General features: G+C 46.8%; 25 protein-coding genes. 12 read left to right on the top strand and 13 right to left on the bottom strand.

What is annotated here, in order from left to right:
* The first annotated feature begins 32 nt into the window (after positions 1-32).
* The 3 genes from M1D67_RS19760 (at position 33) to M1D67_RS19750 (ending at position 1,903) form a co-directional block, all read left to right on the top strand.
* Positions 33-176 (top strand): YwzD family small protein, encoded by a 144-nt coding sequence (locus tag M1D67_RS19760; protein WP_020453188.1) that lies wholly within the window; start codon positions 33-35, stop codon positions 174-176.
* 225 nt (positions 177-401) lie between these two features.
* A complete protein-coding gene (locus M1D67_RS19755) occupies positions 402-1,124 on the top strand; it encodes a YveK family protein (protein WP_020453187.1) in 723 nt (240 codons plus the stop codon).
* A 26-nt stretch (positions 1,125-1,150) separates the two neighbouring features.
* Complete coding sequence (locus M1D67_RS19750; protein ID WP_023857145.1) at positions 1,151-1,903, top strand: tyrosine-protein phosphatase; 753 nt, start codon at positions 1,151-1,153, stop codon at positions 1,901-1,903.
* A gap of 98 nt (positions 1,904-2,001) precedes the next feature.
* Here the strand turns inward: M1D67_RS19750 and chrA are convergent, their stop codons facing one another.
* From chrA to chrS, 3 genes are read right to left on the bottom strand one after another with little or no spacing between them, the layout of a single operon-like run.
* Positions 2,002-2,538 (bottom strand): chromate efflux transporter ChrA, encoded by a 537-nt coding sequence (gene chrA / locus M1D67_RS19745; RefSeq protein ID WP_020453185.1) that lies wholly within the window; start codon positions 2,536-2,538, stop codon positions 2,002-2,004.
* Positions 2,535-3,119 carry a chromate efflux transporter ChrB gene (chrB, locus tag M1D67_RS19740; RefSeq protein WP_023857146.1) on the bottom strand — a complete coding sequence of 195 codons (585 nt, stop codon included), beginning with the start codon at positions 3,117-3,119 and terminating at the stop codon, positions 2,535-2,537. The genes chrA and chrB overlap by 4 nt, the downstream gene beginning before the upstream one ends.
* 21 nt (positions 3,120-3,140) lie before the next feature.
* A complete protein-coding gene (chrS, locus tag M1D67_RS19735) occupies positions 3,141-3,599 on the bottom strand; it encodes a chromate efflux transcriptional regulator ChrS (RefSeq protein ID WP_206761243.1) in 459 nt (152 codons plus the stop codon).
* Positions 3,600-3,853: 254 nt separating this feature from the next.
* Between chrS and ggt the strand changes: the two genes are divergently transcribed.
* A complete protein-coding gene (gene ggt, locus M1D67_RS19730) occupies positions 3,854-5,431 on the top strand; it encodes a gamma-glutamyltransferase (protein WP_145929985.1) in 1,578 nt (525 codons plus the stop codon).
* 86 nt (positions 5,432-5,517) lie between these two features.
* On the opposite strand, the gene alsR is transcribed toward ggt, so the two are convergent.
* Positions 5,518-6,396, bottom strand: a complete 879-nt coding sequence (gene alsR, locus M1D67_RS19725; RefSeq protein ID WP_023857148.1) for an acetoin biosynthesis transcriptional regulator AlsR — start codon at positions 6,394-6,396, stop codon at positions 5,518-5,520.
* Positions 6,397-6,556: 160 nt separating this feature from the next.
* On the opposite strand from alsR, the gene alsS reads away from it, so the two are divergent.
* Entirely contained in the window at positions 6,557-8,275 is a 1,719-nt protein-coding gene (gene alsS, locus M1D67_RS19720; protein ID WP_020453180.1) for an acetolactate synthase AlsS, read from the top strand.
* Between the two features lie 52 nt (positions 8,276-8,327).
* Complete coding sequence (gene budA, locus M1D67_RS19715; protein ID WP_023857150.1) at positions 8,328-9,089, top strand: acetolactate decarboxylase; 762 nt, start codon at positions 8,328-8,330, stop codon at positions 9,087-9,089.
* Positions 9,090-9,177: 88 nt separating this feature from the next.
* Here budA and M1D67_RS19710 read toward each other — a convergent pair whose 3' ends face one another.
* Positions 9,178-9,945 carry a class I SAM-dependent methyltransferase gene (locus M1D67_RS19710; RefSeq protein WP_411202742.1) on the bottom strand — a complete coding sequence of 256 codons (768 nt, stop codon included), beginning with the start codon at positions 9,943-9,945 and terminating at the stop codon, positions 9,178-9,180.
* Between the two features lie 110 nt (positions 9,946-10,055).
* Here M1D67_RS19710 and M1D67_RS19705 point away from each other — a divergent pair, with 110 nt between their 5' ends.
* Positions 10,056-10,997 carry a LysR family transcriptional regulator gene (locus M1D67_RS19705; protein WP_479831467.1) on the top strand — a complete coding sequence of 314 codons (942 nt, stop codon included), beginning with the start codon at positions 10,056-10,058 and terminating at the stop codon, positions 10,995-10,997.
* 8 nt (positions 10,998-11,005) lie between these two features.
* Here the strand turns inward: M1D67_RS19705 and rbsB are convergent, their stop codons facing one another.
* From rbsB to M1D67_RS19675, 6 genes are read right to left on the bottom strand one after another with little or no spacing between them, the layout of a single operon-like run.
* Positions 11,006-11,920, bottom strand: a complete 915-nt coding sequence (gene rbsB, locus M1D67_RS19700; protein WP_229129232.1) for a ribose ABC transporter substrate-binding protein RbsB — start codon at positions 11,918-11,920, stop codon at positions 11,006-11,008.
* A 14-nt stretch (positions 11,921-11,934) separates the two neighbouring features.
* A complete protein-coding gene (gene rbsC / locus M1D67_RS19695) occupies positions 11,935-12,897 on the bottom strand; it encodes a ribose ABC transporter permease RbsC (protein WP_471659756.1) in 963 nt (320 codons plus the stop codon).
* A gap of 1 nt (position 12,898) precedes the next feature.
* Positions 12,899-14,380 (bottom strand): sugar ABC transporter ATP-binding protein, encoded by a 1,482-nt coding sequence (locus M1D67_RS19690; RefSeq protein WP_080131519.1) that lies wholly within the window; start codon positions 14,378-14,380, stop codon positions 12,899-12,901.
* 37 nt (positions 14,381-14,417) lie between these two features.
* Positions 14,418-14,813 (bottom strand): D-ribose pyranase, encoded by a 396-nt coding sequence (gene rbsD, locus M1D67_RS19685; RefSeq protein WP_023857154.1) that lies wholly within the window; start codon positions 14,811-14,813, stop codon positions 14,418-14,420.
* A complete protein-coding gene (rbsK, locus tag M1D67_RS19680; protein WP_179289514.1) occupies positions 14,810-15,691 on the bottom strand; it encodes a ribokinase in 882 nt (293 codons plus the stop codon). The genes rbsD and rbsK overlap by 4 nt, the downstream gene beginning before the upstream one ends.
* Before the next feature lie 2 nt (positions 15,692-15,693).
* Positions 15,694-16,674, bottom strand: coding sequence for a LacI family DNA-binding transcriptional regulator (locus M1D67_RS19675; protein ID WP_080131517.1), 981 nt, complete (start codon positions 16,672-16,674; stop codon positions 15,694-15,696).
* An 819-nt stretch (positions 16,675-17,493) separates the two neighbouring features.
* On the opposite strand from M1D67_RS19675, the gene pgsB reads away from it, so the two are divergent.
* From pgsB to M1D67_RS19650, 5 genes are all read left to right on the top strand, one after another.
* Complete coding sequence (gene pgsB / locus M1D67_RS19670; RefSeq protein ID WP_095291498.1) at positions 17,494-18,675, top strand: poly-gamma-glutamate synthase PgsB; 1,182 nt, start codon at positions 17,494-17,496, stop codon at positions 18,673-18,675.
* Positions 18,676-18,690: 15 nt separating this feature from the next.
* A complete protein-coding gene (pgsC, locus tag M1D67_RS19665) occupies positions 18,691-19,140 on the top strand; it encodes a poly-gamma-glutamate biosynthesis protein PgsC (protein WP_003185831.1) in 450 nt (149 codons plus the stop codon).
* A gap of 19 nt (positions 19,141-19,159) precedes the next feature.
* The gene (locus tag M1D67_RS19660; protein WP_023857158.1) at positions 19,160-20,329 is read left to right on the top strand and encodes a CapA family protein; all 1,170 of its coding nucleotides are present in this window, start codon (positions 19,160-19,162) and stop codon (positions 20,327-20,329) included.
* Positions 20,326-20,493, top strand: a complete 168-nt coding sequence (locus M1D67_RS19655; RefSeq protein WP_023857159.1) for a hypothetical protein — start codon at positions 20,326-20,328, stop codon at positions 20,491-20,493. The genes M1D67_RS19660 and M1D67_RS19655 overlap by 4 nt, the downstream gene beginning before the upstream one ends.
* Positions 20,494-20,937: 444 nt before the next feature.
* Complete coding sequence (locus M1D67_RS19650; RefSeq protein WP_035337836.1) at positions 20,938-22,182, top strand: C40 family peptidase; 1,245 nt, start codon at positions 20,938-20,940, stop codon at positions 22,180-22,182.
* A 38-nt stretch (positions 22,183-22,220) separates the two neighbouring features.
* Here the strand turns inward: M1D67_RS19650 and M1D67_RS19645 are convergent, their stop codons facing one another.
* Both M1D67_RS19645 and M1D67_RS19640 read right to left on the bottom strand, forming a co-directional pair.
* Positions 22,221-23,081 (bottom strand): Cof-type HAD-IIB family hydrolase, encoded by an 861-nt coding sequence (locus M1D67_RS19645; protein ID WP_075212726.1) that lies wholly within the window; start codon positions 23,079-23,081, stop codon positions 22,221-22,223.
* A 188-nt stretch (positions 23,082-23,269) separates the two neighbouring features.
* Positions 23,270-24,226, bottom strand: coding sequence for an LCP family protein (locus M1D67_RS19640; protein WP_026580204.1), 957 nt, complete (start codon positions 24,224-24,226; stop codon positions 23,270-23,272).
* Positions 24,227-24,468: the final 242 nt, after the last annotated feature.

The following is a 24,468-nucleotide window of genomic DNA, read 5'->3' as shown; positions in this document are numbered from 1 at the left end:
TTTTAATTTATGGAATCTGAAAGGAAAAGGATATGGATGACAAGGAATTGAATCAGGAAGAATTTTTGAGAATTCTTATGCATGCGTATGACATTGGTGAAAAATCAAAAGACATAACGACGAAAGAACTTCTTGAAGATCTCATTCTTCATATCAAAAATGGATATACGACGTAAAAGGTGTGCAAACTTCGGTTTGCACACTTTTTCGTTCAGCAAAAAGCGCGCAGGTCCTGCAAAAGTCGATATTTAATACCATATAAAGACGCGATTTCCCCGGTATCTCCCGTTATTTGTCAGGATTCATTTCTTTCGGAAACGAAAGAACCATGTATAATCAAAGGGAGGTGTTTAATTTGCTGAAAATTTAAATAAATACGCGAATCCTAGAGGGAGGCTTTTATGAGAGATCATATCGGCTTTAAAGATGTGTTCATCATTTTGAAAAAAAGATTCGTTCTGATCGCACTGATCACCATTGCGGCCGCTCTGTCCAGCGCTGCCGTCAACTTTTATTGGCTCACACCCGTCTACCAGGCATCCGCCCAAATCCTCATCAACGGCCGTCAAACGTCGAACTTCACCGATATTCAGACCAACCTTGAGCTAATCAACACTTATAACGTCATTATGAAAAGCCCGCTCATCTTAAATAAGGTTAAAGACGAACTAAACCTTCCGGAAACGGCTGAAGACTTGAAGCAAAAAATCACAGTTATCAGCGAAAATGAATCACAGATTGTCAGTATCTCCGCGACTGACAAGGATTATTCCAAGGCGGCGGACATCGCGAACACGGTCGTCGCCGTATTCCAAAGGGACATTGACGGCATTATGGGTGAAAATACCGAAGTCAGCCTTGTTGCGAAAGCAAACCCCGAACATTCGCCTGCTCCCGTCAGCCCGAACAAGAAGTTCAACATCGCTGTTTCTACGGGATTCGGCCTGCTGTTTGGCGCAGGGCTTGCATTTTTACTCGAGCTTTTGAAAAATACCGTTCGAAATGAAGAAGACATCGAAAAAGAGCTGAACGTTCACGTGTTGGGAAATATTCTGTATGTAAAACCGAAAAAAGGACAAGCCCGGAAGCTGGAAAGCTTTATCGGTAAAGACCATACGATCTAAAACGGGAAAACACGGGGAGGCCGCCTATGATCGATATTCATTGCCATATTCTAGCGGACATTGATGATGGGGCAGCATGTATGTATGACAGTATAGAAATGGCTAAACAAGCCGCCCGTCAAGGGATTCATACGATTATCGCCACACCTCACCACCGAAACGGTGTATACGAACACCAAAAAGAGGCCATTCTGGCAGCTGTCTCGAGTTTAAAGACGCGGGTGCAAAAGGAAAACATCCCGGTGCTTATTGCTCCCGGACAGGAAATCCGCCTGTACGGCGAATTGAAGCGTGATCTTGAGCGCGGCAGACTGCTCAGCCTCGCCGGCACAAAGTATTTGCTGATTGAACTTCCTTACCACCATGTTCCGCGATATGCCGAAAAGCTGTTGTTCGATCTACAGTTAAATGGTTACATTCCGATTATCGCACACCCCGAGCGGAACCTTGAATTGATGGAGAATCCTGATCTGCTGTACCGCCTCGTCAAAAACGGCGCGTGCGCCCAGCTGACATGTTCAAGTCTTACAGGCCGCTTTGGCAGAAGCGTGAAACGGCTCGCCCGCCGCTTTCTTGAAGCGAACCTCGTCCACTTTATCGCATCAGACGCCCACAACCTCACGAGCCGATCTTTCTTTTTTGATGCAGTGGAAAGCGATTACGGCAGCGATTTCTTATACGTGTTTACAAAAAACGCGGGCCTTCTCCTGGAAAACCGGGAGATTCATAAAGAAACACCCCGTCCCGTCAAAAAGAAAAAGCTGATGGGCCTGCTGTGAAAGGTTGTTCACAAAAGCCCGTCAGCCAGAATATCAGCGCCGGTTATGCGGCGCTGATTTTTTATATCATCCGTTAGAAAGCGACCGGACATCCCTCTCTACAACAGCGGAATGACAAGCCCGCCGTAAGCGAAGGCGGCCACGATCAGGAAAGCCGGATGGACGCGGAACTTCGTCAAGGCCGCCAAAGAGATCAGCGCGATGACAAGTGATTGAACCATGCCGATCGACCGGATCGCGTCTCCGCCGATTTCCCATGTCAAAATAAGCATCATCACGGCGATAACCGGCTGAACCGCCAAAGTCATTCCTTTGACGACCGGCGACTGGCGGTAGCGGCCGATCAGCTTGAGCAGCAAAACGAGCGCGATGGCCGAAGGCAGCACAGTTGCGATAAGAGCAATGAAGACACCGGGCCATCCGAGCACGCTGTAGCCGACATAAGCGGCGATTTTTGTCGCGATTGGACCCGGCAGTGCGTTTGCGAGCGCAAGCATGTTTGAAAATTCCTCTTTTGACAGCCAGTGAAAATGCTGAACAACTTCTTCAAAATTAAGCGGAATTGAAGCCGGACCGCCCCCGTAGCCCAATAAATTTGCAATAAAGAAAGCCCAAAATAAATAAAAGATGATCATGAAGCGGACACTCCCTTATCCTTTTCCCGGGCCGCTTTTCTTTTTAATTTAAAGTGGAACGCGCCATACGTTAAAAACAGGATGACAATGATGCCGGGATGGATGGAAAACACCTGAAGACCCAAAAATGCAAGAATAAAGAAAAGCACGCCGGCAAGCAAGCCGAAGCCTTTCAATGCTTTTTGCCCAAATTCGTAAGCCATGATGCCGAGCATGACGGCGATGACAGGGGTAACAGCGCCGATCATGCCGCTTACGATTTTGGAGTGGCTGAGCACATTAACGGCTGCGAACAAGGCGGCCATCGCAACGCACGTCGGCAAGATATGGGCCGCTGTAGCCACGACAGCGCCCGGAACGCCTTTGACTTTATGACCTAAATATGCCGACATTTTTGTAGCGATCGGTCCGGGCAGCGCATTGGCAATCGCCAAAATTTCCCCGAATTCATCATCATCGATCCATTTGAACTTTGAAACGGCTTCATGACGGATCAGCGGGATAACGGACGGTCCGCCGCCAAATCCCAATATCCCCGTTCTTGTCATTGCGATGATCAGTTCCCGGTAAGGGTGCTTCATTTCGCGTTTCCTCCTATTCAGTTAAAGCTTCATTCCCATTCGGCTCTTATATCGTTTAATCAGCATCTGGCAGTCGACACTCACGACGCCTTTCAGAGGGTACAGGCGCTTCGTCAAAAATTCCTCCATCTCCTGATCATTTGCGAAAATGCCGTGCATATGCAGTTTGCTCGGCCCTGTCATATGATAGAGGCTTGTCACGGCGGGCTCTCTTTCTAAAGCAACGGCAACAGCCTCTAAATATTGGGGTTCGACTTCAACATTGAAAAACACCGATACATGAATTCCAACTTTGACTGGATTGATGACGGCTGTGAATTTTTCAATGATGCCTTCTTCAATCAAGTTGTTGATCCGCGTTTGTACGGCAACTCTTGAAAGTCCCACGCGCTTTCCTAAATCCGTATAAGAGATTCTTCCTTCCTCATGCAAGATCGAAAGGATTTTTTTATCCGTTTCATCAAGAATTAAATTTGGCATATGGTAGTCGAGGCTCACAAATGTCCCTTCCTTTCTGTTTGGTCATGATCATACGAAATTGCTTGTCAATCGTGTTATAAATGAACATTTTGTAAATTGTATCATAATACGGATTTCGATATGAATCATTTTAACGTTTTTTTAATACTTATTGAAAAAGGGTTGTTAGTTTTTCTTCCCTGAAAGTAGCGCCTCCTTAAACGGGCCACTATACTTCAAAGACAAATGGATGCTTGAAAGAAAGGAAGAGAGCTATGGAGAAACTGAAGATCGGTTCGAAACAAATGGTTGTCAGTCCTCATTATCTCGCTTCGCTTGCAGGGAACAGCATCATGGAGAAGGGAGGAAACGCGTTTGACGCGGCTGTGGCAGTAAGCGCGTGCCTTGCTGTTGTCTATCCGCATATGACAGGGCTCGGAGGGGATGCTTTTTGGCTGATGTATCACAAAGGAAGCGGTGAGATCAAAGGATACAATGGCAGCGGGCGGTCGGGGCGGAAAGCGGACCGGAATCAGTATAAAGGAGAGCGTGCCATTCCGGTCAGGGGCATGAGCAGTGCGATTACCGTGCCGGGGATGGCGGACAGCTGGGCCGAAATACTGGCGGCATACGGCCGTTTATCGCTTCGGGAGGTGCTGAAGCCGGCGATCATGTATGCAGAAAAGGGTTTCCCGGTCTCGCCGGATCAATGTCAAAACACGGTGAAAAACGCTGAGTGGCTTTCCGGTATGCCGATCACTGCAGATATTTATCTTCCGGGAGGAAACCCGCCCACTCCAGGTGAGCGCTTTGTGCAAAAAGAGCTCGCGCGCACTTTGGCGATGATCGCTGAGAAAGGAAGAGACGCCTTTTATAAAGGGGAAATTGCCCAAGCTTCAGCAGCCTATCTGCAAAACAACGGAGGCATCTTGACCCTGGAAGATTTCGAGCGGCATCAAGGGGAATGGGTGTCTCCGCTTTCCTCTACATACAGAGGATATGCGATCTATCAAATGCCTCCGAATTCACAAGGATTTACCGGTCTTATGGCATTGAATATTTTGGAAAACTACGACTTTGGCATGATCGAGCACGGTTCTTTCGAATATTATCACCTGCTCATCGAAGCATTGAAATTAAGTATTTCCGACAGCAATAAAGTATTGACTGACCCGGCATTTTCCCAAATACCGCTGGAGCGCCTGCTTGACAAAGGGTATGCGCGGGAGCTGGCCGCAAAAATCGGACTGTCGGCTCTTCAGGCGGAGAGCCGGCCGCTCGGCAGTGATACGGCTTATGCTGCAGCAGTAGATGAAGACGGGAATGCTGTTTCGTTTATCCAAAGTTTGTATTTCGAATTCGGCTCAGGTGTGACAGCTGGAGATACCGGTGTCATTTTGCAGAACAGAGGGTCGTTTTTCTCGCTTGATCCTGACCATGTCAATACACTGGAGCCGGGAAAAAGAACTTTTCATACGCTGATGCCCGCCATGGCGTTCAAAGGCGGCAAGCCGAAATTTCTTTACGGAACGCAGGGGGGAGAAGGACAGCCGCAGACGCAGACGGTTCTTATCACGAGAATGATAGATTACGGGATGGATCCGCAAACAGCCGTTCATGAACCGAGATGGCTGTGGGGCAGAACATGGGGAGAACGGGTGGAAGGTGTAAGAATAGAAAGCAGAGTGGCGCCCGAAGTGATTGAAAAACTGCGTAAGCATGGGCATCATGTAACCGTTGTCGGCGACTTTGACGGTGTGATGGGTCATGCCGGCATCATCGAGATTGATGATCGAGGTTTCCTGAGAGGAGGAAGCGATCCGAGAAGCGATGGAGCGGCAATCGGCAGTTAACTCCGTTTTCAAAACGCGCAAACGTCAATATGAGAAAAAAACCCGTGAAACAAGGAGGATTTGTCCGCGGGTTTTTTTCTATCCGGCTATGAGTATTGGTCCGAGATTTCGATGAAATGCTTAAGCGCCGGATTGCGGTTGTCTTTTCGATGTGCGGTAATCCATTCTGCGCGAAGGGGAAAGTCTTCGATTTCTTTGTATACAACATCGAGGTTAAATAATCGTTTAGCCGCTGTAGGCACAACGGCGATTCCCATTCCGGCTGTCACGAGGCCGATCACCATTTGGTATTCTGTAGCTTCCTGGGCGATGTTGGGGATAAACCCGGCTTTTTCACACAAGAAATTAAATTCCGTGTATAAAGAGGGCCACGCTTCTTTGGCAATGACGATCAGCGATTCGTCTTCAAGATCTTTCAAATGTACCCGGGGTTTTTCTGACAGCGGGTGGTGTTTCGGAAGTGCAAGGACACAGTGGCTTTTCTTCACTGTGTATGACTTTAGCTCGTCGTTTCCCAACGGAGGATGCAGCACTCCGATGTCAATGTGTCCGTTTAGCAGTGCATTGACCTGATTGGGGGTTGAAAGCTCCCGAAGATCAATCTGGACGGACGGGTACCGGTTTCGGTATTCCCTGATGATGGGAGGCATGATCTCGTATGTGGCGGAGCCGACAAAGCCGATCACGAGTCTGCCCAGCTCCCCGCGGGCCGTCCGCTGAGCCATGTCGACGGCTTGATCAATCTGGGAAAGTCCTTCCTTGATTTGTTTTAAAAAGACCCCGCCTGCCGCCGTCAGCCTGACGGCTCTTTTTGACCTCTTCAGCAAGGTGACGCCTATTTCACTTTCTAGCTGTTTAATCTGCTGGCTGAGCGGAGGCTGAGTCATGTTCAGCCGAAGAGCTGCTTTTCCGAAATGCAGTTCTTCGGCAACAACCATAAAATAACGAAGATGGCGCAGCTCCATTATTCACTCATTCCTTTCTGAATGCGATTTCAGTCGTTTTACATATTAATTGTAAGACAAAGAAGTATTGGAAAACAATTTCCACAAGATGTATATTTAATAATACAATAATTTTATTAAAAATTCATTGTAAACGAATGAAAATGGAGGAGTGAGGGCTTTGAAAAATGTAGCCGCTAAAAATGAAACTCTTACTGTAAGAGGAGCAGAGCTTGTGGTGGATAGTCTCATTCAGCAAGGTGTCACTCATGTTTTCGGTATTCCGGGAGCGAAAATCGATGCGGTGTATGACGTATTGAAAGACAAGGGGCCTGAACTGATTGTTTGTCGTCACGAGCAGAATGCAGCATTTATGGCGGCGGCAGTCGGACGATTGACTGGAAAGCCCGGTGTTTGCCTGGTGACTTCGGGTCCGGGAGCGTCTAATTTAGCGACCGGTCTTGTAACAGCCAATACAGAAGGAGATCCGGTTGTTGCCCTGGCGGGTGCTGTAAAAAGAGCGGATCGTCTCAAAAGAACTCATCAATCGATGGATAATGCGGCGTTGTTTCAGCCGATTACAAAATATAGCGCAGAAGTGGAAGATGCGAACAACATCCCTGAGGCGGTAACCAATGCATTCAGAGCGGCAGCTTCCGGACAGGCCGGGGCAGCGTTTCTCAGCTTTCCGCAGGACGTTACGGCCGGTCCGGCAACTGCCAAGCCGGTGAAAACCATGCCGGCGCCGAAGCTCGGCGCGGCTCCGGATGAACTAATCAGCGCGGCTATCGCCAAAATACACAATGCGAACCTTCCCGTCGTGCTTGTAGGGATGAAAGGCGGAAGACCTGAAGCGATTGAAGCGGTCCGCCGTCTGCTGAGAAAAGTGAAACTGCCGTTCGTTGAAACATACCAAGCAGCGGGTACGCTGTCTCACGATTTGGAAGACCAGTACTTCGGCCGGATCGGATTATTCCGCAATCAGCCCGGAGATATTTTGTTGGAAAAAGCGGATCTCGTTTTGACAGTCGGCTATGATCCGATTGAATACGACCCCGTCTTTTGGAACGGAAAAGGCGAGCGCAGTGTGATTCATCTTGATGAAATACAAGCCGATATCGATCATGACTATCAGCCTGAAATTGAGCTGATCGGTGATATCGCAGAGACATTAAACCATATTGAACATGATTCTTTGCCGGTTTCCATCGATGAATCATTTGCACCTGTGCTTGATTATTTGAAGAAAGCGCTGGAGGAGCAAAGCGAGCCCCCTAAAGAAACAAAAACGGATCTTGTTCATCCGTTGCAAATCGTTCGCGATTTGCGTGATTTGCTGAGTGATGACATAACAGTGACTTGCGACATCGGCTCCCATGCGATTTGGATGTCGAGATATTTCCGCACATACCGTCCGTATGGACTGCTGACTTCAAACGGCATGCAGACGCTGGGCGTTGCTTTGCCGTGGGCGATCGCAGCAACACTGGTCAATCCGGGACAGAAAGTCGTGTCTGTTTCCGGGGACGGAGGCTTCCTGTTCTCCGCGATGGAGCTTGAGACAGCGGTCAGATTGAAAGCGCCGATCGTTCACATTGTCTGGAATGACAGCACATACGATATGGTTGCGTTCCAGCAGGAGATGAAATACAAGCGGACGTCCGGAGTCGACTTCGGCGGAATCGATATTGTAAAATATGCTGAAAGCTTTGGAGCAAAAGGTTTAAGGGTCAATTCGCCTGACGAATTGGCAGAGGTGCTTAAAGCTGGTCTTGATGCAGAGGGTCCGGTTGTCATTGATATTCCGGTTGATTACAGCGACAACGTTCATTTGGCTGATCAGCGTTTTCCAAAAAACTTTGAGGAACATTTTAGTAAACAAGCCTCTAAGCAATCTTGATCACAGCAAGTCCAGTCATAACAAACAAAATCAAGGGAGTGAAACGAGGAAAATGAAAAGTGCAAGCAAACAAAAAGTGGTTCAGCCCGTTGACAAGAACCTTGACCAGGTCTTTCAGGTCTCAACGATGATATCGTTATTGGACGGAATTTATGACGGGGATTTTTACATGTCTGAAGCAAAGGATCACGGAGACTTCGGAATCGGAACGTTCAATCGGCTCGACGGTGAGCTGATCGGTTTTGACGGTGAGTTTTACCGTCTTCGTTCCGATGGCAAAGCCTATCCTGTTCAAGGAAGCGATTGTTCTCCGTTTTGCTCACTCGCTTTCTTCCGGCCAGATATTTATCACGAAATCAAGCAGCGGATGCCGCTTAAGGCGTTCGAGGAAGAAATGAAACGGATCATGCCGAGTGAAAACCTGTTTTACGCGATCCGCATGGACGGAATCTTTAAGAAAGTCAAAACGAGAACGGTTGAACTGCAGGAAAAACCGTACGTGCCGATGGTCGATGCGGTAAAATCGCAGCCAATCTTTGATTTTAATGATATTAAAGGGACGATCGTCGGCTTTTGGACGCCGCAATATGCCAACGGAATCGCAGTTTCCGGCTTCCATCTTCACTTTATTGATGAAGACCGCAATGTCGGCGGACACGTTTTCGATTATGAAATCGAAGAATGCACGGTACAAATTTCTCAAAAACTTAATATGAATCTCAGATTGCCGAATACGCAAGATTTCTTTAAAGCGGATCTCAATAAACATGATCTTGCAGCCGGAATTGAAGCGGCCGAAGGCAATCCCGAGTAAATGAAAAAGCCCCCTCTTTAAAAAGGGGGCTTTTTCTTCTTTAAAAATTCGGTTGCGAAAAAGTCCGGAATCCGGCGGGCCGTTTAGCTTATGCTTTCATTCCGGCAATCAAAACCGCTTTCAGACAAAAAGACACCGGATGCCCGTTTTCATCGTGGACGATGTTAAACATGTCACGGCAAGACTGGGACGGTTCTGACAAATGGGCATGGATGGCTGCCTTTCTTTGTTCAGGCACGGCGCCTCTTCGAAGCCAGCTCTCGTAATCGATCGGAAGATTCCATCTCTCCAGGACGGCAAAATCGAGTCCGTTCTCTTCAAACAGCTTCTGCCATTCGTTCTCTGAATATTCCCTTACGTGTGACGGGTCTCTCAATTGATTGAGCCAATTTATAAATCGGTCTAAAGCTTCGTCCTCCGGCGCACAATGATCGATGAGGAGAAAGGAGCCGCCTTTTTTCAAGACGCGCGCTATTTCCTGGATGGACCGGCTGATCTCCGGAAAATGGTGGGCTGCATACCGGCATGTGACAATATCAAAAGACTCGCTTGCAAAATCCAATTGTGCTGCATCGCCTTGAAGAAAAACCACATTTTCAGCATTTTTCTGTTCGGCAAATTGAGCGGCAGTTTGAACCATTTTTTCTGTAATATCGATTCCTGTGCAATGTTTGACAAAAGGCGAAAAGGCAATGGCCGTATGTCCCGCTCCGGTTCCGATATCAAGCAGGGTTTCACCGCTGGTCAGATTTCGGCAGCTGACCATGGCATCAAGATCTTTTCCCGATGAGAACAGAGGCTCATCGCGATATTGCTCCGGGTTTTTTGAAAATTGCCGTTGCGCGCTAGTTTTCATTTGTATCATCCTCCTATCGGCTATGTATTTATATTAGGGGAGTCGACAGCCATCAGTCTAAGATATAAAATGTATGAAAATGATAGGCGGAAACTATGGGGGTGCGGGAATTGGATATGAGGCTTTTTGAATACGCGGCAGAGATTTTCAAAAAAGGCAGTTTTACAAAGGCAGCTGCCAGCCTGCATATCGCTCAGCCTTCACTGAGCCAGCAAATAAAAAAGCTGGAAAGCGAGCTTGGCTTTCCGCTGTTTTACAGAAACAGAGAGGGGGTCTCGCCGACTCCTCAAGGGATGCGCTTCATCCGAAAAGCACAGGATATTTTGCGGTCAAGAGATGAACTGCTGTGTGAAATGCGCGATCAGCTCGAGGAAATAGGGACGGAATTATCGATCGGCGTTCCCGCTGTCACGGGAGGATATCTTCTTCCGCCGCTCCTGAAAGCCTTTCTGAAAAAGCATCTGAACGTACAGGTTCAGCTGATAGAAGATTCGCCGGCGGCATTGGAAAACATGACGGAAAACGGAGCGGTGGATCTGTCGATTCTCCCTTTGCCGATTGAAAATGACAGGCTCGCGATCCGGCCGATACTGAACGAGCCGCTTTTTTTGGCGATTCCAAATGAAAGGGAGAGCTGGATGACCGGCCAATTGCGGAAGCTCATTGATTCGGTCCGGTCGAATCCCGAAAATTCCCCTCTTGCTTTGAAAACTGTCGAGGATGTGCCGTTTATTTTATTAAAAGAAGGCTACGGCTTCCGTAGAATGGTACTCGATTTATGTGCGGAGGAAGGGTTTCAACCGAAAGTGACCTTCAAAACAAGCAGCATTGAAACCGCCCAATCTCTCGTTGAACACGGAATGGGGGTCACGGTCGTGCCCCGGATGGTCATGCGAAAAGAGTCTGACAGAATCGTCTATGTTCCTTTACAATCCGATCCGTCCCGGACGCTTGTGTTTGCTTATTCGGAAACATGCTATTTGAGCCGGGCGGCAAAAGCGTTTATGGAGATGGCCAAAAAAAATCAGACCTCCATGTATGAAGAGGTCTGATTTTGTCGTTACTTTTTCGTTTCCAGTTTGAGCGGTGCGGGTATCGTTTTTTCAACTTTTTTACCGTTCAAAATATCGCGGGCCGCTTGTACGGCGAGCTTGCCGATCAATTCAGGCTGCTGGGCGATCGTGGCCGACATGTCTCCGGCCTTAACCGCTTTAACCGCATCTTCATTGCCGTCGAAGCCGACGACAAGAATCTCTTTCCCTGAGCTTCTGATCGCTTCAATCGCGCCGAGCGCCATTTCGTCATTATGGGCGAAAACCGCTTGAATATCAGGATTTCCTTGAAGAAGGTTCTCCATGACGTTCAACCCTTTTGTCCGGTCAAAGTCGGCTGTTTGCTTGGCGATCACATTCAGCTTGTCGTCAGCGGTCTTATGAAATCCTGAGCCCCGTTCCCTTGTTGCCGATGCGCCGGGGACGCCTTCAAGTTCAACCACTTTTGCGCCTTTGCCGAGCTGCTGTACGATAAAGTCCGCTGCCATTTGCCCGCCTTTTACGTTATCTGAAGCGACGAGCGTTTCTACTTTTCCGTTTTCGGCGGAGCGGTCAAGGGTGACGACCGGAATGCCAAGCGAATTGGCCGATTGGACTGCCGTTGAGATGGCGGAGGAGTCGGCCGGATTGATCAATAAAGCGTCAACGCCTTGCTGCAGAAGATCTTCGACATCATTCGTCTGCTTTGCTGAATCATCCTGTGCATCGACGACAATCACTTCAATCCCTTGTTTTTTGGCTTCTTTGACAACTCCGTTTTTTAATGAAACGAAAAACGGGTTTTTCAAAGTCGAGACAGATAAACCGATTTTGATATCCGTTCCTTTTTCTTTATTTGGCTTTGCCCATTCCGGCGGCTCCAGCGAGCAGGCGGACAGAAACAGAAGCGCCAATGCGGTGAAAACCGTTAATGTTTTTTTCATCAGTATAGCCCTCCTTAAGCGGATTTCTTGCGGTCCAGCAGGACTGCGATCAAAATGACGACACCTTTGACGACCATTTGGAAAAAGGAAGAGACGCCAAGCAGGTTCAAGCCGTTGTTCAACGTTCCGATGATCAGAACGCCGATGAGTGTGCCGGCAATTCGTCCTCTTCCTCCGGCAAGGCTTGTACCGCCTAATACAACCGCGGCAATGGCGTCGAGTTCATAGGAAGTGCCTGCCGTCGGCTGGGCTGAGTTTAGCCGTGACGTCAAGATGGCTCCAGCCAACGCGGATAATAGGCCGGCAAGAGAATAAATCATCATTTTGACGCGCGGAACTTTAATGCCCGAGATCAGGGCCGCTTTTTCATTTCCGCCGATTGCATACGTGCGGCGGCCGAAAGGTGTTTTGTGAAGGATCACCCAGAGGATGATAAAGGCGGCCGCCATAGTTATCGCAGGGACGGGGATGCCTAAAAAGTAGCCGCGTCCGAAAAGCTGGAAGCCGTAGTGATTGCCGAGCCCTGTAATCGGATTGCCGTCTGTGTAAACCATCGTCAATCCGCGGAAAATCGTCATTGTCGCAAGTGTTGCGATGAACGGGGCCATTTTGCCCTTCGTGATTAACAGCCCGTTGACCAAGCCGAGCAGGGCTCCGATTAGGCAGCCGATGATGACGGCCAAAACAGGATCGATGCCGCCGGCGATCATGCCGGCGATCAATGCGCTCGACATCGCCAAAATCGCTCCGACGGAAAGGTCGATGCCGCCGGTCAAAATGACAAAGGTCATGCCGAACGCGATCAGCGCATTAATAGCGACTTGTCTTAACAAGTTTAAAATATTTAACGGTTCTAAAAAGCTCGGGTTTAATACTGATACGATGACGACGAGAATTATCAGGCCGAGAAACGGACCGAGCTTTTGCATTACAGAATCGACATTAAGGCTTTTTTTCACAGCCGGTTGAGTTTTCATGTTACCGCCCTCCTGTAGCGAGTGTCATAATTCGTTCTTGCGTGGCATCATTTCTTGATAGCTCACCGCTTAGCGTTCCTTCATGGATCACAAGGACGCGGTCGCTCATCCCGAGAATCTCGGGCAGCTCTGAAGAGACCATGACGATCGCGACGCCGCGGTCTGTCAGCTCGTTCATCAGCTGATAAATCTCCCTTTTCGCGCCGACATCGACGCCTCGCGTCGGCTCATCCAAAATCAGCACTTTAGGACCGATTCCGATCCATTTGGCGATGACCACTTTTTGCTGGTTTCCTCCTGAAAGGTTTCGCGCGTGGGTTTCCGGCGATTCCGTTTTGATCGTCAGCCGCTTGATCAGAAGGTCGACAAATTCCTGCTCGCTTTTTTTGTCGATCCATCCTTTCGGTGAAAAGCTGGCGAGATTCGGAAGGGCGATATTTTCCCTGATGGACGTTTCGAGCACAAGTCCTTCATCCTTGCGGTTCTCAGTAATAAAACCGATTCCTTTTTGAACGGCGTCGCTCGGTTTTTTGAGCGTCGCTTTTTTGCCTTCGATGAAAATGTCTCCCGAATCAAGCGGATCGAGCCCGAAAACCGCCCTCATCAGCTCGGTGCGCCCGGCACCCATCAGTCCTGAAATCCCGACGATTTCACCGGAGCGGACGGTAAAGCTGATATTTTGGAAGACGCCTTTTTTGGATGCCTGCTTGACTTCGAGAACGACGCGTCCCGGATTTGGCTGTCTTTCAGGATAGCGTTCGGTCAGCTCCCGTCCGACCATCTTTTTCACCACTTCATGAAAGTCGGTGTCGGGAATCCGTTTCGTGTCGACTGTTTTTCCGTCGCGCATCACCGTGATCCGGTCGCAAATCGTGAAGATTTCTTCCATGCGGTGGGATATATAGACGATGGAGACACCGTTTTTCTTTAATGCTCTAATGACGCCGAACAGTTTTTCAATTTCTCTTTCTGTCAACGCTGCCGTCGGTTCATCCATGATGATCACTTTCGCGTCTGTCATAAGGGCTTTTGCGATTTCGATCATTTGCTGCTGTCCGACAGAACAGTCTCCGGCTTCTTTTTCAAGAGAAATCGAGACTCCAAGTCTTTCAAGCTGCTCTTTTGCTAGCGCTTTCATTTTCTTGTTATTTAAAAATCCAAGTTTGGAAGAAAGCTCTCTGCCGATAAACAAATTTTCCAAAACGGTCATTTCAGGCCAAATGTTCAGCTCCTGATGGATAAAGGCGATGCCGTTCTGTTCGGCTTTTTTTGGATCTGAAAAATACATTTCTTTTCCGTCGATCTCGATCGTTCCGCTGTCCAGCCTGTGAAGTCCAGTCAACAGATTCATGAGTGTCGACTTTCCGGCGCCGTTTTCTCCCATTAAAGCGTGGACTTCACCTTCCTGAAGTTCGAAAGTAACGCCGGACAGCACCTGGTTTTGGCCAAAAGCTTTATAAATGTCCTTCATTTTAATATGCATGGGCTATCCCTTCTTTCCAGATGTAGAATGTAAACATCTAAAAGATCACTCCCGCGTGCAAGATGCAATTTGCATAAGGTGTTGCTTCCCCTGTGCGAATGACCGCTTTTGCATGGCTCGTCGCTTTTTTGAATGCTTCGTGGGGAATATAGTCAATTTTTTGGTTTGAAAATTCCGCTTTTAAAAATGCGGCTTGATCAGGATTGACGCTTTCTATTTCTTCGGCTGCCGTCACTTTTTCGACGGCCATTTCATCAGCGATGAGCTTTGTGACCTCTTGAAATCCGGGCGTACCCAATGTCAGTGCAAGATCGATTTTGGGGACGCCGGGAGGAACGGGCAGGCCGGCATCCGCGATGACGACGGTGTCGGTATGCCCGAGATCGGCCAGTAGTTTTGCGATATGGCTGTTTAAAATCCCGTGTTTTTTCATGACAATTCACGCTCCACTTCATCGCGTTTCGGCATGCCGCCTTGCGCGCCGAATTTCAAAACCGAGAGGGAAGCCGCCCGGTTCGCAAAGCGCAAGGCAGATTCGATGCTTTGTCCTTCGGAAAGCGCAACGGCCAACCCCGCATTGAAGGTGTCTCCGGCTCCCGTCGTATCAATCGCATTGACAGGGAATGAAGGAACGACCCTTTCTTCCAGACCATTGTGATAGCGGACCCCGTTTTTTCCTTCTGTGATGAACAGCTTCTCCGGATAGCGCTTTAACGCTTCATCCCGGGACATGCCCTGAAACAGTACCGAAGCTTCATGCTCGTTTGGTGTGATGTAGGCCGCATGTTCGACCGTTTCCGGGCAAAGCGGACGGGCTGGTGCCGGATTCAGCAGGAGAGGAATGCCGAGTGAGCTGCACAGTCCGCTGACATAATCGACGGTTTCTTCCGGAATCTCCTGCTGAATCAGAACGATGTCTGCCTGTTTAATCGCAGGCAGCGCTTTTTGAACGTATTCAGGTGTGACATGGTCATTTGCCCCTTTGACGACGATAATACTGTTGTCGCCGTCTGCGAGAACGATATGTGCGGTGCCGCTTTCCTGACCTGTAACCGGTTCCACATAGTCTGTCAAAACACCGTTCGCTTGAAAATTGTCGAGGATGGCTTTTCCGTAATGATCATCGCCGACGCAGCCGATCATATGGACCTCTGCACCAAGCCGGGCCGCAGCGACTGCCTGGTTGGCGCCCTTTCCGCCCGGAACCGTTTTAAAAGATTCGCCAAGCACCGTTTCTCCGGCAGCCGGCCGCTTGGGCGATGTCACGACTAAATCCATCGAAGAGCTGCCAATCACGCATATTTTACTCATTGTCATTCCGCCTTTCTTGTCGTATGTCTTTCAATAAAGGCAACCGGCATCTGCACTGCCGATTGTTCAATATATTCATTTTTCATTAATTTCAGCAGCAGTTTTGCCGCTTCTTTTCCCATTTCATAGGCGGGCTGCCTGATCGTTGATAAAGAGGGGAAAAGCAATTCGCTTTGCGGAATGTCATCAAAGCCGATAATCTGCAGTTCGTCGGGAACTTTGATCTTCCGTTTTAAGGCTTCATGCAAAACGGCTGTCGCCACAATATCATTGCTTGCGATTACGCCGTCTGTTTCCGGATAGGTGGCAAACAGCTCCGCTGCCCGTTTTTGAGCTTCCGGAAATGAAAATGTCTCGGTTTTCATAACATGAAAATCGATATCGGCCCCGCTCAGCATCTCCAGCGCTCCGTTGAAACGGTCTCTTGCAGTCTGAAGGTGGGCCGGTCCTTTAATCAGCGTAATTCGTTTCGCGTTTCTCCTGATCATTTCAGCCGCTGCGATTCTGCCGCCTTCGCGGCTGTCCGCGAATACAGCCGGCGCATTCTCGCCCGTCCGGTCAAGGAAGACGATCGGCATGGACAAGTCTTGATAATTTGGCGCATCCGGATAATTGGTCGCTGAAATGACTCCGACCACATGATTTTGTTTAAACGTCTGCAAATAATCAAGCTCTTTTTCCAAATTTTCATCGCTGTTTCCGAAGATGAGCCGAAAGCCGAGGCGGTGGATTTCATCTTCAACGCCGCGCGCAAGCTGAGGAAAGAACGGGTTTGTGATATCCGGCAGGAGCAGTCCGATCAGTCTGGACTCCCTTTTATAGAGAGACCTGGCTACTTCATTCGGGTGGTAATTCAGTTCTTCCATCGCTTTTAACACGCGTGTCCTCGTGTCTTCATGGACGTATCCCGTCTCATTTAATACCCGGGAAACCGTAGCGACAGATACTTTTGCAGCAAGTGCGACGTCTTTAATCGTAGCCAAAAAGACTTCTCCTTTCTATTTGTGTAACCGTTTACATAAAGATTATCATGATCCTTTTAAAATCTCAATAAAAAAAGGTCCGGCACTGAAATTTTTAGCCGGGTTGGGATATAGAGACATATACAGTTGTGTTGAATAGAAAATAACCTTCATTCGGCATAAATTGGCGAATACAGTAACAATGAGAATAGTAAGAAAAATTAAAAATGTTAAAGTTTGATGAATTATCGTTGAAAAAAATTAATGGCTTTTTAAATCTTAGGATTTTAACCTAAAATCTGAAGAAACAAGGTGAATCGAACGGCTCACAAAAAATTTGGATTTGTTAATGAATCCCGCTTTATGCTAATAAAGATTTTCATTTTTTAATAGGTAATCTGATTGTCATAGGACGTATTTGTTTTGAAGAGGGCACATTGGTGACTTTTTAACCTGTTGGAAAAGAGCGAAAATACAAAAATAAAAGGGATATCCCGTTTGACAGCCCGTTTCTAGGGGATTTCATCCGGGGGAAAAAGAGACCCTGAATTCATCCTTCAATCTTTCATCAGAAATAGGGAGAAAAGTACAAAAATCATAATGTCGAAGTTTGAAAGCGCATACTTAAAACGCTGACAAAAAACTGATAGGAATTAAGAACTTTCGATTGCCAAAAATATCAATAAAAAGATAGGCATTATTGACTCGGACGAGGTGATCTTTGTCACGGAAAATTTCGTCGTCTTCTGTTACATAATGCCGATTGTGATTTCATAGTGAACCTATATACTGATGAATGAATTTACATATCAGATTCCAAGAAGGAGATGTAGACAAACAATGTGGGTAATGCTATTAGCCTGTGTGATCGTTGTTGGGATCGGCATTTATGAAAAAAGGCGCCACCAGCAAAACATCGATGCGCTGCCTGTCCGAGTGAACATCAACGGGATACGCGGAAAGTCCACGGTGACAAGATTAACAACAGGGATATTAATCGAGGCAGGCTACAAAACAGTAGGAAAAACAACCGGGACAGACGCAAGGATGATTTATTGGGACACACCGGAAGAGAAACCGATCAAAAGGAAACCTCAAGGTCCGAATATCGGAGAACAGAAAGAGGTTATGAAAGAAACGGTGGAAAGAGGGGCCAATGCGATTGTCAGTGAGTGTATGGCCGTTAACCCTGATTACCAAATCATCTTTCAGGAAGAATTGCTTCAGGCTAATATCGGCGTGATCGTGAACGTGCTGGAAGATCACATGGATGTGATGGGACCGACTTTGGATGAAATTGCAGAAGCTTTTACAGCAACCATTCCTTATAATGGACATTTAGTTATCACTGATAGTGAGTATACCGATTTCTTTAAGCAGATTGCAAAAGAAAGGAATACAAAAGTCATCGTCGCAGACAATTCTAAAATAACAGATGAATACCTCAGACAGTTTGAGTACATGGTATTCCCTGATAATGCGTCTCTTGCGCTCGGTGTGGCTCAAGCGTTGGGCATTGACGAAGAAACCGCTTTTAAAGGCATGCTGAATGCGCCGCCTGATCCGGGAGCCATGAGAATTCTGCCGCTGATGAACGCCAAAAATCCCGGACATTTCGTCAACGGTTTTGCGGCCAATGACGCAGCTTCCACTTTAAACATATGGAAGCGTGTAAAAGAAATAGGCTATCCTACGGATCAGCCGATCGTCATTATGAACTGCCGCGCCGACAGGGTAGACAGAACACAGCAGTTTGCGGATGATGTCCTTCCTTATATTGAAGCAAGTGAACTTGTGCTGATTGGAGAAACAACAGAGCCGATCGTCAAAGCATATGAAGCAGGCAAAATTCCTGCGGACAAGCTGTTTGATTTTGAGTACAAATCAACGGAAGAAATCATGTTCATGCTGAAAAACAAGCTTGAGGGCCGCGTCATTTACGGAGTCGGAAATATCCACGGAGCAGCGGAGCCTCTCATTGAAAAAATACAAGATTACAAGATTAAGCAGCTCGTTAGCTAGGAGGAAGAAAACACAATGTTTGGATCAGATTTATATATCGCCCTCATTTTAGGAGTCTTACTCAGTTTGATTTTTGCAGAGAAAACGGGAATTGTACCAGCCGGCCTCGTCGTACCGGGTTATTTGGGACTTGTGTTCAATCAGCCGATTTTCATGTTACTCGTTCTTTTTGTCAGTTTGCTGACGTATGTCATCGTGAAATTCGGACTTTCCAAAATTATGATTCTATACGGACGCAGAAAATTCGCAGCGATGTTGATAACGGGAATTCTTTTGAAAATCGGTTTTGATTTTATATATCCGGTGATGCCGTTTGAGATTGCCGAATTCAGGGGAATCGGAATTATTGTGCCGGGGCTGATCGCGAATACCATTCAAAGACAGGGATTAACGATTACGCTTGGAAGTACGCTTTTATTGAGCGGAGCAACATTCGTCATTATGTATGCTTACTATCTAATCTAAAGTTAGGTGTGTCAAATCGATGAAAAAACAACTGAACTTTCAGGAAAAACTGCTGAAGCTGACGAAGCAGGAGAAAAAGAAAACAAACAAGCACGTCTTTATCGTATTGCCCGTTATTTTCTGTTTAATGTTTGTCTTTACTTGGGTCGGAAGCGCCAAAACTCCTTCGCAAATGGACAAAAAAGAAGATGCCAAGCTTACAGCTACTTTTGTGGGCGATATCATGATGGGAAGAAACGTAGAAAAAGTGACAAACTTGCACGGTTCGGAAAGTGTCTTCAAAAATGTGAAGCCATACTTTAATGTGTCAGATTTTATCACAGGAAACTTTGAAAACCCTGTAACAAATGCAAAGGACTATCAAGAGGCAGAAAAGAACATCCATCTGCAAACGAATCAAGAATCAGTCGAAACATTGAAAAAGCTGAACTTCAGCGTACTGAACTTTGCCAACAACCATGCGATGGACTACGGGGAAGACGGTTTGAAGGATACACTGAATAAATTCTCAAATGAGGACTTGGAGCTTGTCGGAGCAGGGAATAATCTCAAAGACGCGAAACAGCACGTATCCTATCAGGATGTGAACGGTGTTAAAATCGCAACGCTCGGTTTTACAGACGTCTACACGAAGAACTTTACAGCCAAAAAGAACAGAGGCGGAGTGCTGCCGCTCAGCCCGAAAATCTTTATTCCAATGATCGCGGAAGCATCCAAAAAGGCGGATCTTGTCCTTGTTCATGTGCACTGGGGACAAGAATATGACAATGAACCGAACGACAGACAGAAGGATCTGGCCAAAGCGATTGCGGATGCCGGAGCAGATGTCATCATCGGCGCTCACCCCCATGTTCTCGAACCGATTGAAGTGTATAACGGCACTGTGATTTTCTACAGCCTCGGTAACTTTGTGTTTGATCAGGGCTGGTCAAGAACACGGGACAGCGCGCTTGTACAATACCATTTAATGAATGACGGCAAAGGGCGCTTTGAGGTAACACCTCTCAACATTCGTGAAGCAACGCCGACGCCTTTAGGCAAAAGCGATTTCTTAAAACGAAAAGCGATCTTCCGTCAATTGACAAAAGGAACAAACCTTGACTGGAAAGAAGAGAACGGAAAATTGACGTTTGAAGTCGATCATGCGGACAAACTGAAAAATAACAAAAACGGAGTGGTGAACAAATGAAATTTGTCAGAGCCATTTGGCCGTTCGTAGGTTTAGTGTTGATCATTGCATTCATGTCTGCTTTCAAGTATTCTGATGAATTGTCAAACGATGAAAAAGCTAAAATCTCAACGGAAATCCAAAAAGTGAATCAGCAGGATCAAACAACGGAAAACCAACAATAACAGTGCAGAAAAGAGAGTGCCGCCGGCACTCTCTTTTTGCGTGTGCTGATTCCGGTTATAAAAGACCTGTGAAAAGCGGCTGGGAAACACGACAATTTTCTTAATCGGTCAGTGTATAAAGTTTTATAGAAAATCAGGAGAATATATACATGGTTTTGGGGTTCGTGTTTATTGTATTCTTTTGAAGGGAATAAAAACTGACAAATTTCGACTAAGCTTCAAACATGCATCACCTGACCAATTCGGAATGGGAACTGCAACTCATGTTCATGACCTCTTTAGAATATTTCCCTTCATCCATTTAATCCGCGCTTAGGTGAAAAAGCTGATCATGCTGTGCTGCGCGTTTCTTCTCGTATGACGCTGCTGTACACGCAAAAAAAGTCCTTCAAATATCTCAATTGAATGACGATGAAAGAGGAAAGAAGAGGAGGAACAGAACAATTGATAAAAAAAGCGGCAAACAAAAAGTTGGTTTTGTTTTGTGGAATTGCGGTGTTTTTGATGTCTTTATTTTTAACGAATCACAATGACGTATACGCCGATACGATCGGCGAGAAAATAGCAGAAACCGCCAGACATCTTGAGGGTGCGAAATACAGCTACGGCGGAGAGAAGCCGAAAACGGGGTTTGACTCGTCAGGCTTTGTACAATATGTGTTTCAATCGCTCGATATTACGCTCCCGAGAACGGTAAAGGAGCAATCGACCCTTGGAAGCAGCGTCAGCCGTCAGCAGCTCGAAAAGGGGGATCTTGTCTTTTTCAAGAATGCCGAGCTGGAATCGGACGGACCGACTCATGTCGCCATCTACATGGGAAATGATCAAATCATCCACAGCACAAAATCAAACGGAGTTGTCGTGACAAAGCTCGAAGGCAGTTCTTACTGGAGCTCGGTGTATCTTAAAGCGAAAAGGATCACAAAAGAGCCTAAGATTTCTATGGACCCGGTCGTTCAAAAAGCGAAGAGCTATGTCGGTGTTCCATATGTATTTGGAGGAAACTCTCCGGATCTCGGGTTTGACTGTTCAGGACTGACCCAATACGTTTTCAGAGAGGTGCTCGGTGTTTATTTGCCAAGATCGGCGGAACAGCAATGGGCGGTCGGTCAAAAGGTGAAGCTTGAAGATATCCGGCCGGGTGATGTTTTGTTTTTCAGCAATACGTACAAACCGGGAATATCCCATAACGCCATCTATGCCGGGGGCGGCCGGTTTATCCATGCGAGCCGTTCAAATAAAGTGACGATCTCTTACTTGTCGGCTTCCTACTGGCAGAAGAAGTTCACAGGAGTCAGACGTTTTGACAACATGTCCCTGCCGAAAAATCCGATTGTATCTGAAGCGATCAGGCATATCGGCGAAGTCGGTTATCAAAAAGGCGGCACATCGCCTAAAGAAGGCTTTGATACGGCGGGTTTTATCCAATATGTCTATAAAACGGCGGCAGGAGTGGAACTTCCGCGGTACGCTGATAAACAATACAGTACAGGTAAGAAAATCACAAAAAAGGAGCTGGAGCCTGGAGACATCGTGTTCTTTAAAGGAACCACTGTTCTGAATCCCGCCATCTATATCGGAAATGGCCAGGTCGTTCTTGTCACCTTGTCTGCCGGTGTGACGACAGCAGATATGGAGACGAGCGCCTATTGGAAAGAGAAATACGCCGGAAGCGTCAGAATTAAGTAGCAGAAAACCGCTCGAGTCATCTTCGAGCGGTTTTCTAATTATTGATATTCATTTTCCAGCAGTTTATTAATGAAGTAAGCGACGCCGTTTTCGTCATTGCTTTTCGTGATAAACGTGCTGATATGCTTCAGCTCATCGATTGCATTGCCCATCGCGATCCGATGGCCGGCTTCCTCAAACATTGACAGGTCGTTCGGGCTGTCGCCGATCGCGTAGATGTCTTTTTTCTCGATTCCATAGTGGCGGGCCAGTTCTTTTAAAGCGCGGCCTTTGCCGGATTCATCAGGCAGAATTTCGATGATATGTCTTCCGGAAGATGTGAGTCCCAATTTTGGAAAGGCTGCAAGGTCTTCTTTTGCTTTTTTCAGTTTTTCCATATCAAATGAGAAGCACAACAGCTTATAAATATGTTCGTCTTCGTTAAAAACCTCGCGAATGTCGGGGACGGGTTTGATGCCGAATTGTTTAAACTGAGTCAGTGCGCCCTGCCAAAGCGTATCCCTGTCTTCATCAGGGTTGGCGCTTGTGACGATATCGAGCTCTGCTTCAAGCTTCTGCTCTCCGTCATAAGGAGAAAGCAGCGCATCGTCCGTATAAACCTCAAAATAGATTTGATGATCTGTTAAGTATTGAGCGGCCTTTTTTCCCGCTTCCTTGTCCATTAACGTTCTGCTTAGGAGTTTATAGTTGAAATCGTGAACCGTTCCCCCGTTTGCGGCGATAATCGGAATATCCAAATCGTTCAGAAGCGCTTTGACGTCAAATGTGGCCCGTCCCGTGCAAATGGTTACGATGCAGTCTGAGATGAGCGCCTTTTTGATAGCGGCCCGGTTTTCTGCGGATATTTGGCTTTCGGTATTTAAAAGAGTCCCGTCTAAATCGATCGCAATTAACCTCATTATGTAAAGATAACCTCCTGTAAGAGCAGTTTGCCGTTTTTCGGGAGGCGAAAAACAGCTCTCTTCGGCAGTATTCCCTAAAAGGACATGTTATGTAAAAGGCTAAACCTAAATTTAGATTTTTTCAATAGTAAATCTTGAGTTTCATTAAAGAGAAAAAGGATGAATCATCTTCATCCTTTTTCTAATTATACATCCAGCTGTTGTTTTAATTCCTGCTTGATTTCGTTGAGATTTTCCTGGTCAAGCTGGAAATAGTAGACTTTGCCCGGTTGATAATCGCTCCCTTTCACTTGAAGGGTATCGATCGTTTGAATGGACGTCATAAACGGGATAAGTCCGATAGCATCATTCAGCGACAAGTTCATTGATACGTTCTTTCCGACTGTATCAAGGATATCGTCGTAAGCCGGAATGGCAGTAAGCGATTTGGATTTGTTGATAATCGATTTGATGACTTCCATCTGGCGATCGCCGCGCTTCAAATCCGTATCGGCTTTTCTCGTTCTTACATAAGCAAGGGCCTCTTCTCCGTTTAGCGTTTGCTCACCTGTTTGGAGATTGACTTTGCCTTTCGTATCCTTTTTAATCTGCCGGACAATATAGTCTTCTTTGATTGTGATCGGTACACCGCCGAGCTCGTCAACTACTTCTTTGAAAGCTGAAAAATTGGCTTCCATGACGTAATCAACCGGAATGTCGAGCAGGTTTTCGACGGTTTCTGTACTGAGGTCGCGCCCGCCTAATGAGTGGGCATGCGTGATTTTATCAAAGCCGCGTCCAGGGATGTTAACATAGGAATCCCGCGGGATGCTTAATAGTTTCACTGATTTGTTTTTTCTGTTGAACGTGGCGAGAACCATCGCATCGCTTCGTTCTTTGTCCATGCTTTGTCCGGGACGGGCGTCAATCCCCATCAACAGGATGGAGAAGTTATCTTTTTTAGGATTGAACTCTTTAATCCGCTTGACGGACTGTTCTCCTCTGGAAAGGGTGACTTGCGCATCTTTGGAGGCGTTCGCCACTTTGTAGTACGCATAGCCGCCTGCGGCTGCTGTCGCCGTCAGGATTAAAGCAATGAAAAACAATGAGTATTTCACCCATTTTCTTAGTCTCTTTTTCTTCGTTCGTTGCGATCGTAGCATGTATAAGCTCCTCTTTTATTTATATTAAAACGTACAATTGTTGAATAAGTCTAAATTTTAATAAAAAAATGGTTTCCCAATCTTGGATTTTACAAGATATTTGCTGTTTTGCATATGGGGATTCTCTGGAAATTCCGCGGGATCTGATCATTTTGCCGCCTTAAATAAGACGATGAAACAGATAAAATGTTTCATATTTTTAAATTCCTTTTAATGGTACTCCGAGTTTCTTAGGTTTGAAG

The organism is Bacillus sp. PK6-025 (genome assembly GCF_056530265.1).
Note: the sequence above shows the minus strand (reverse complement) of the source record. Positions and strands in the feature narration are given on the sequence as shown.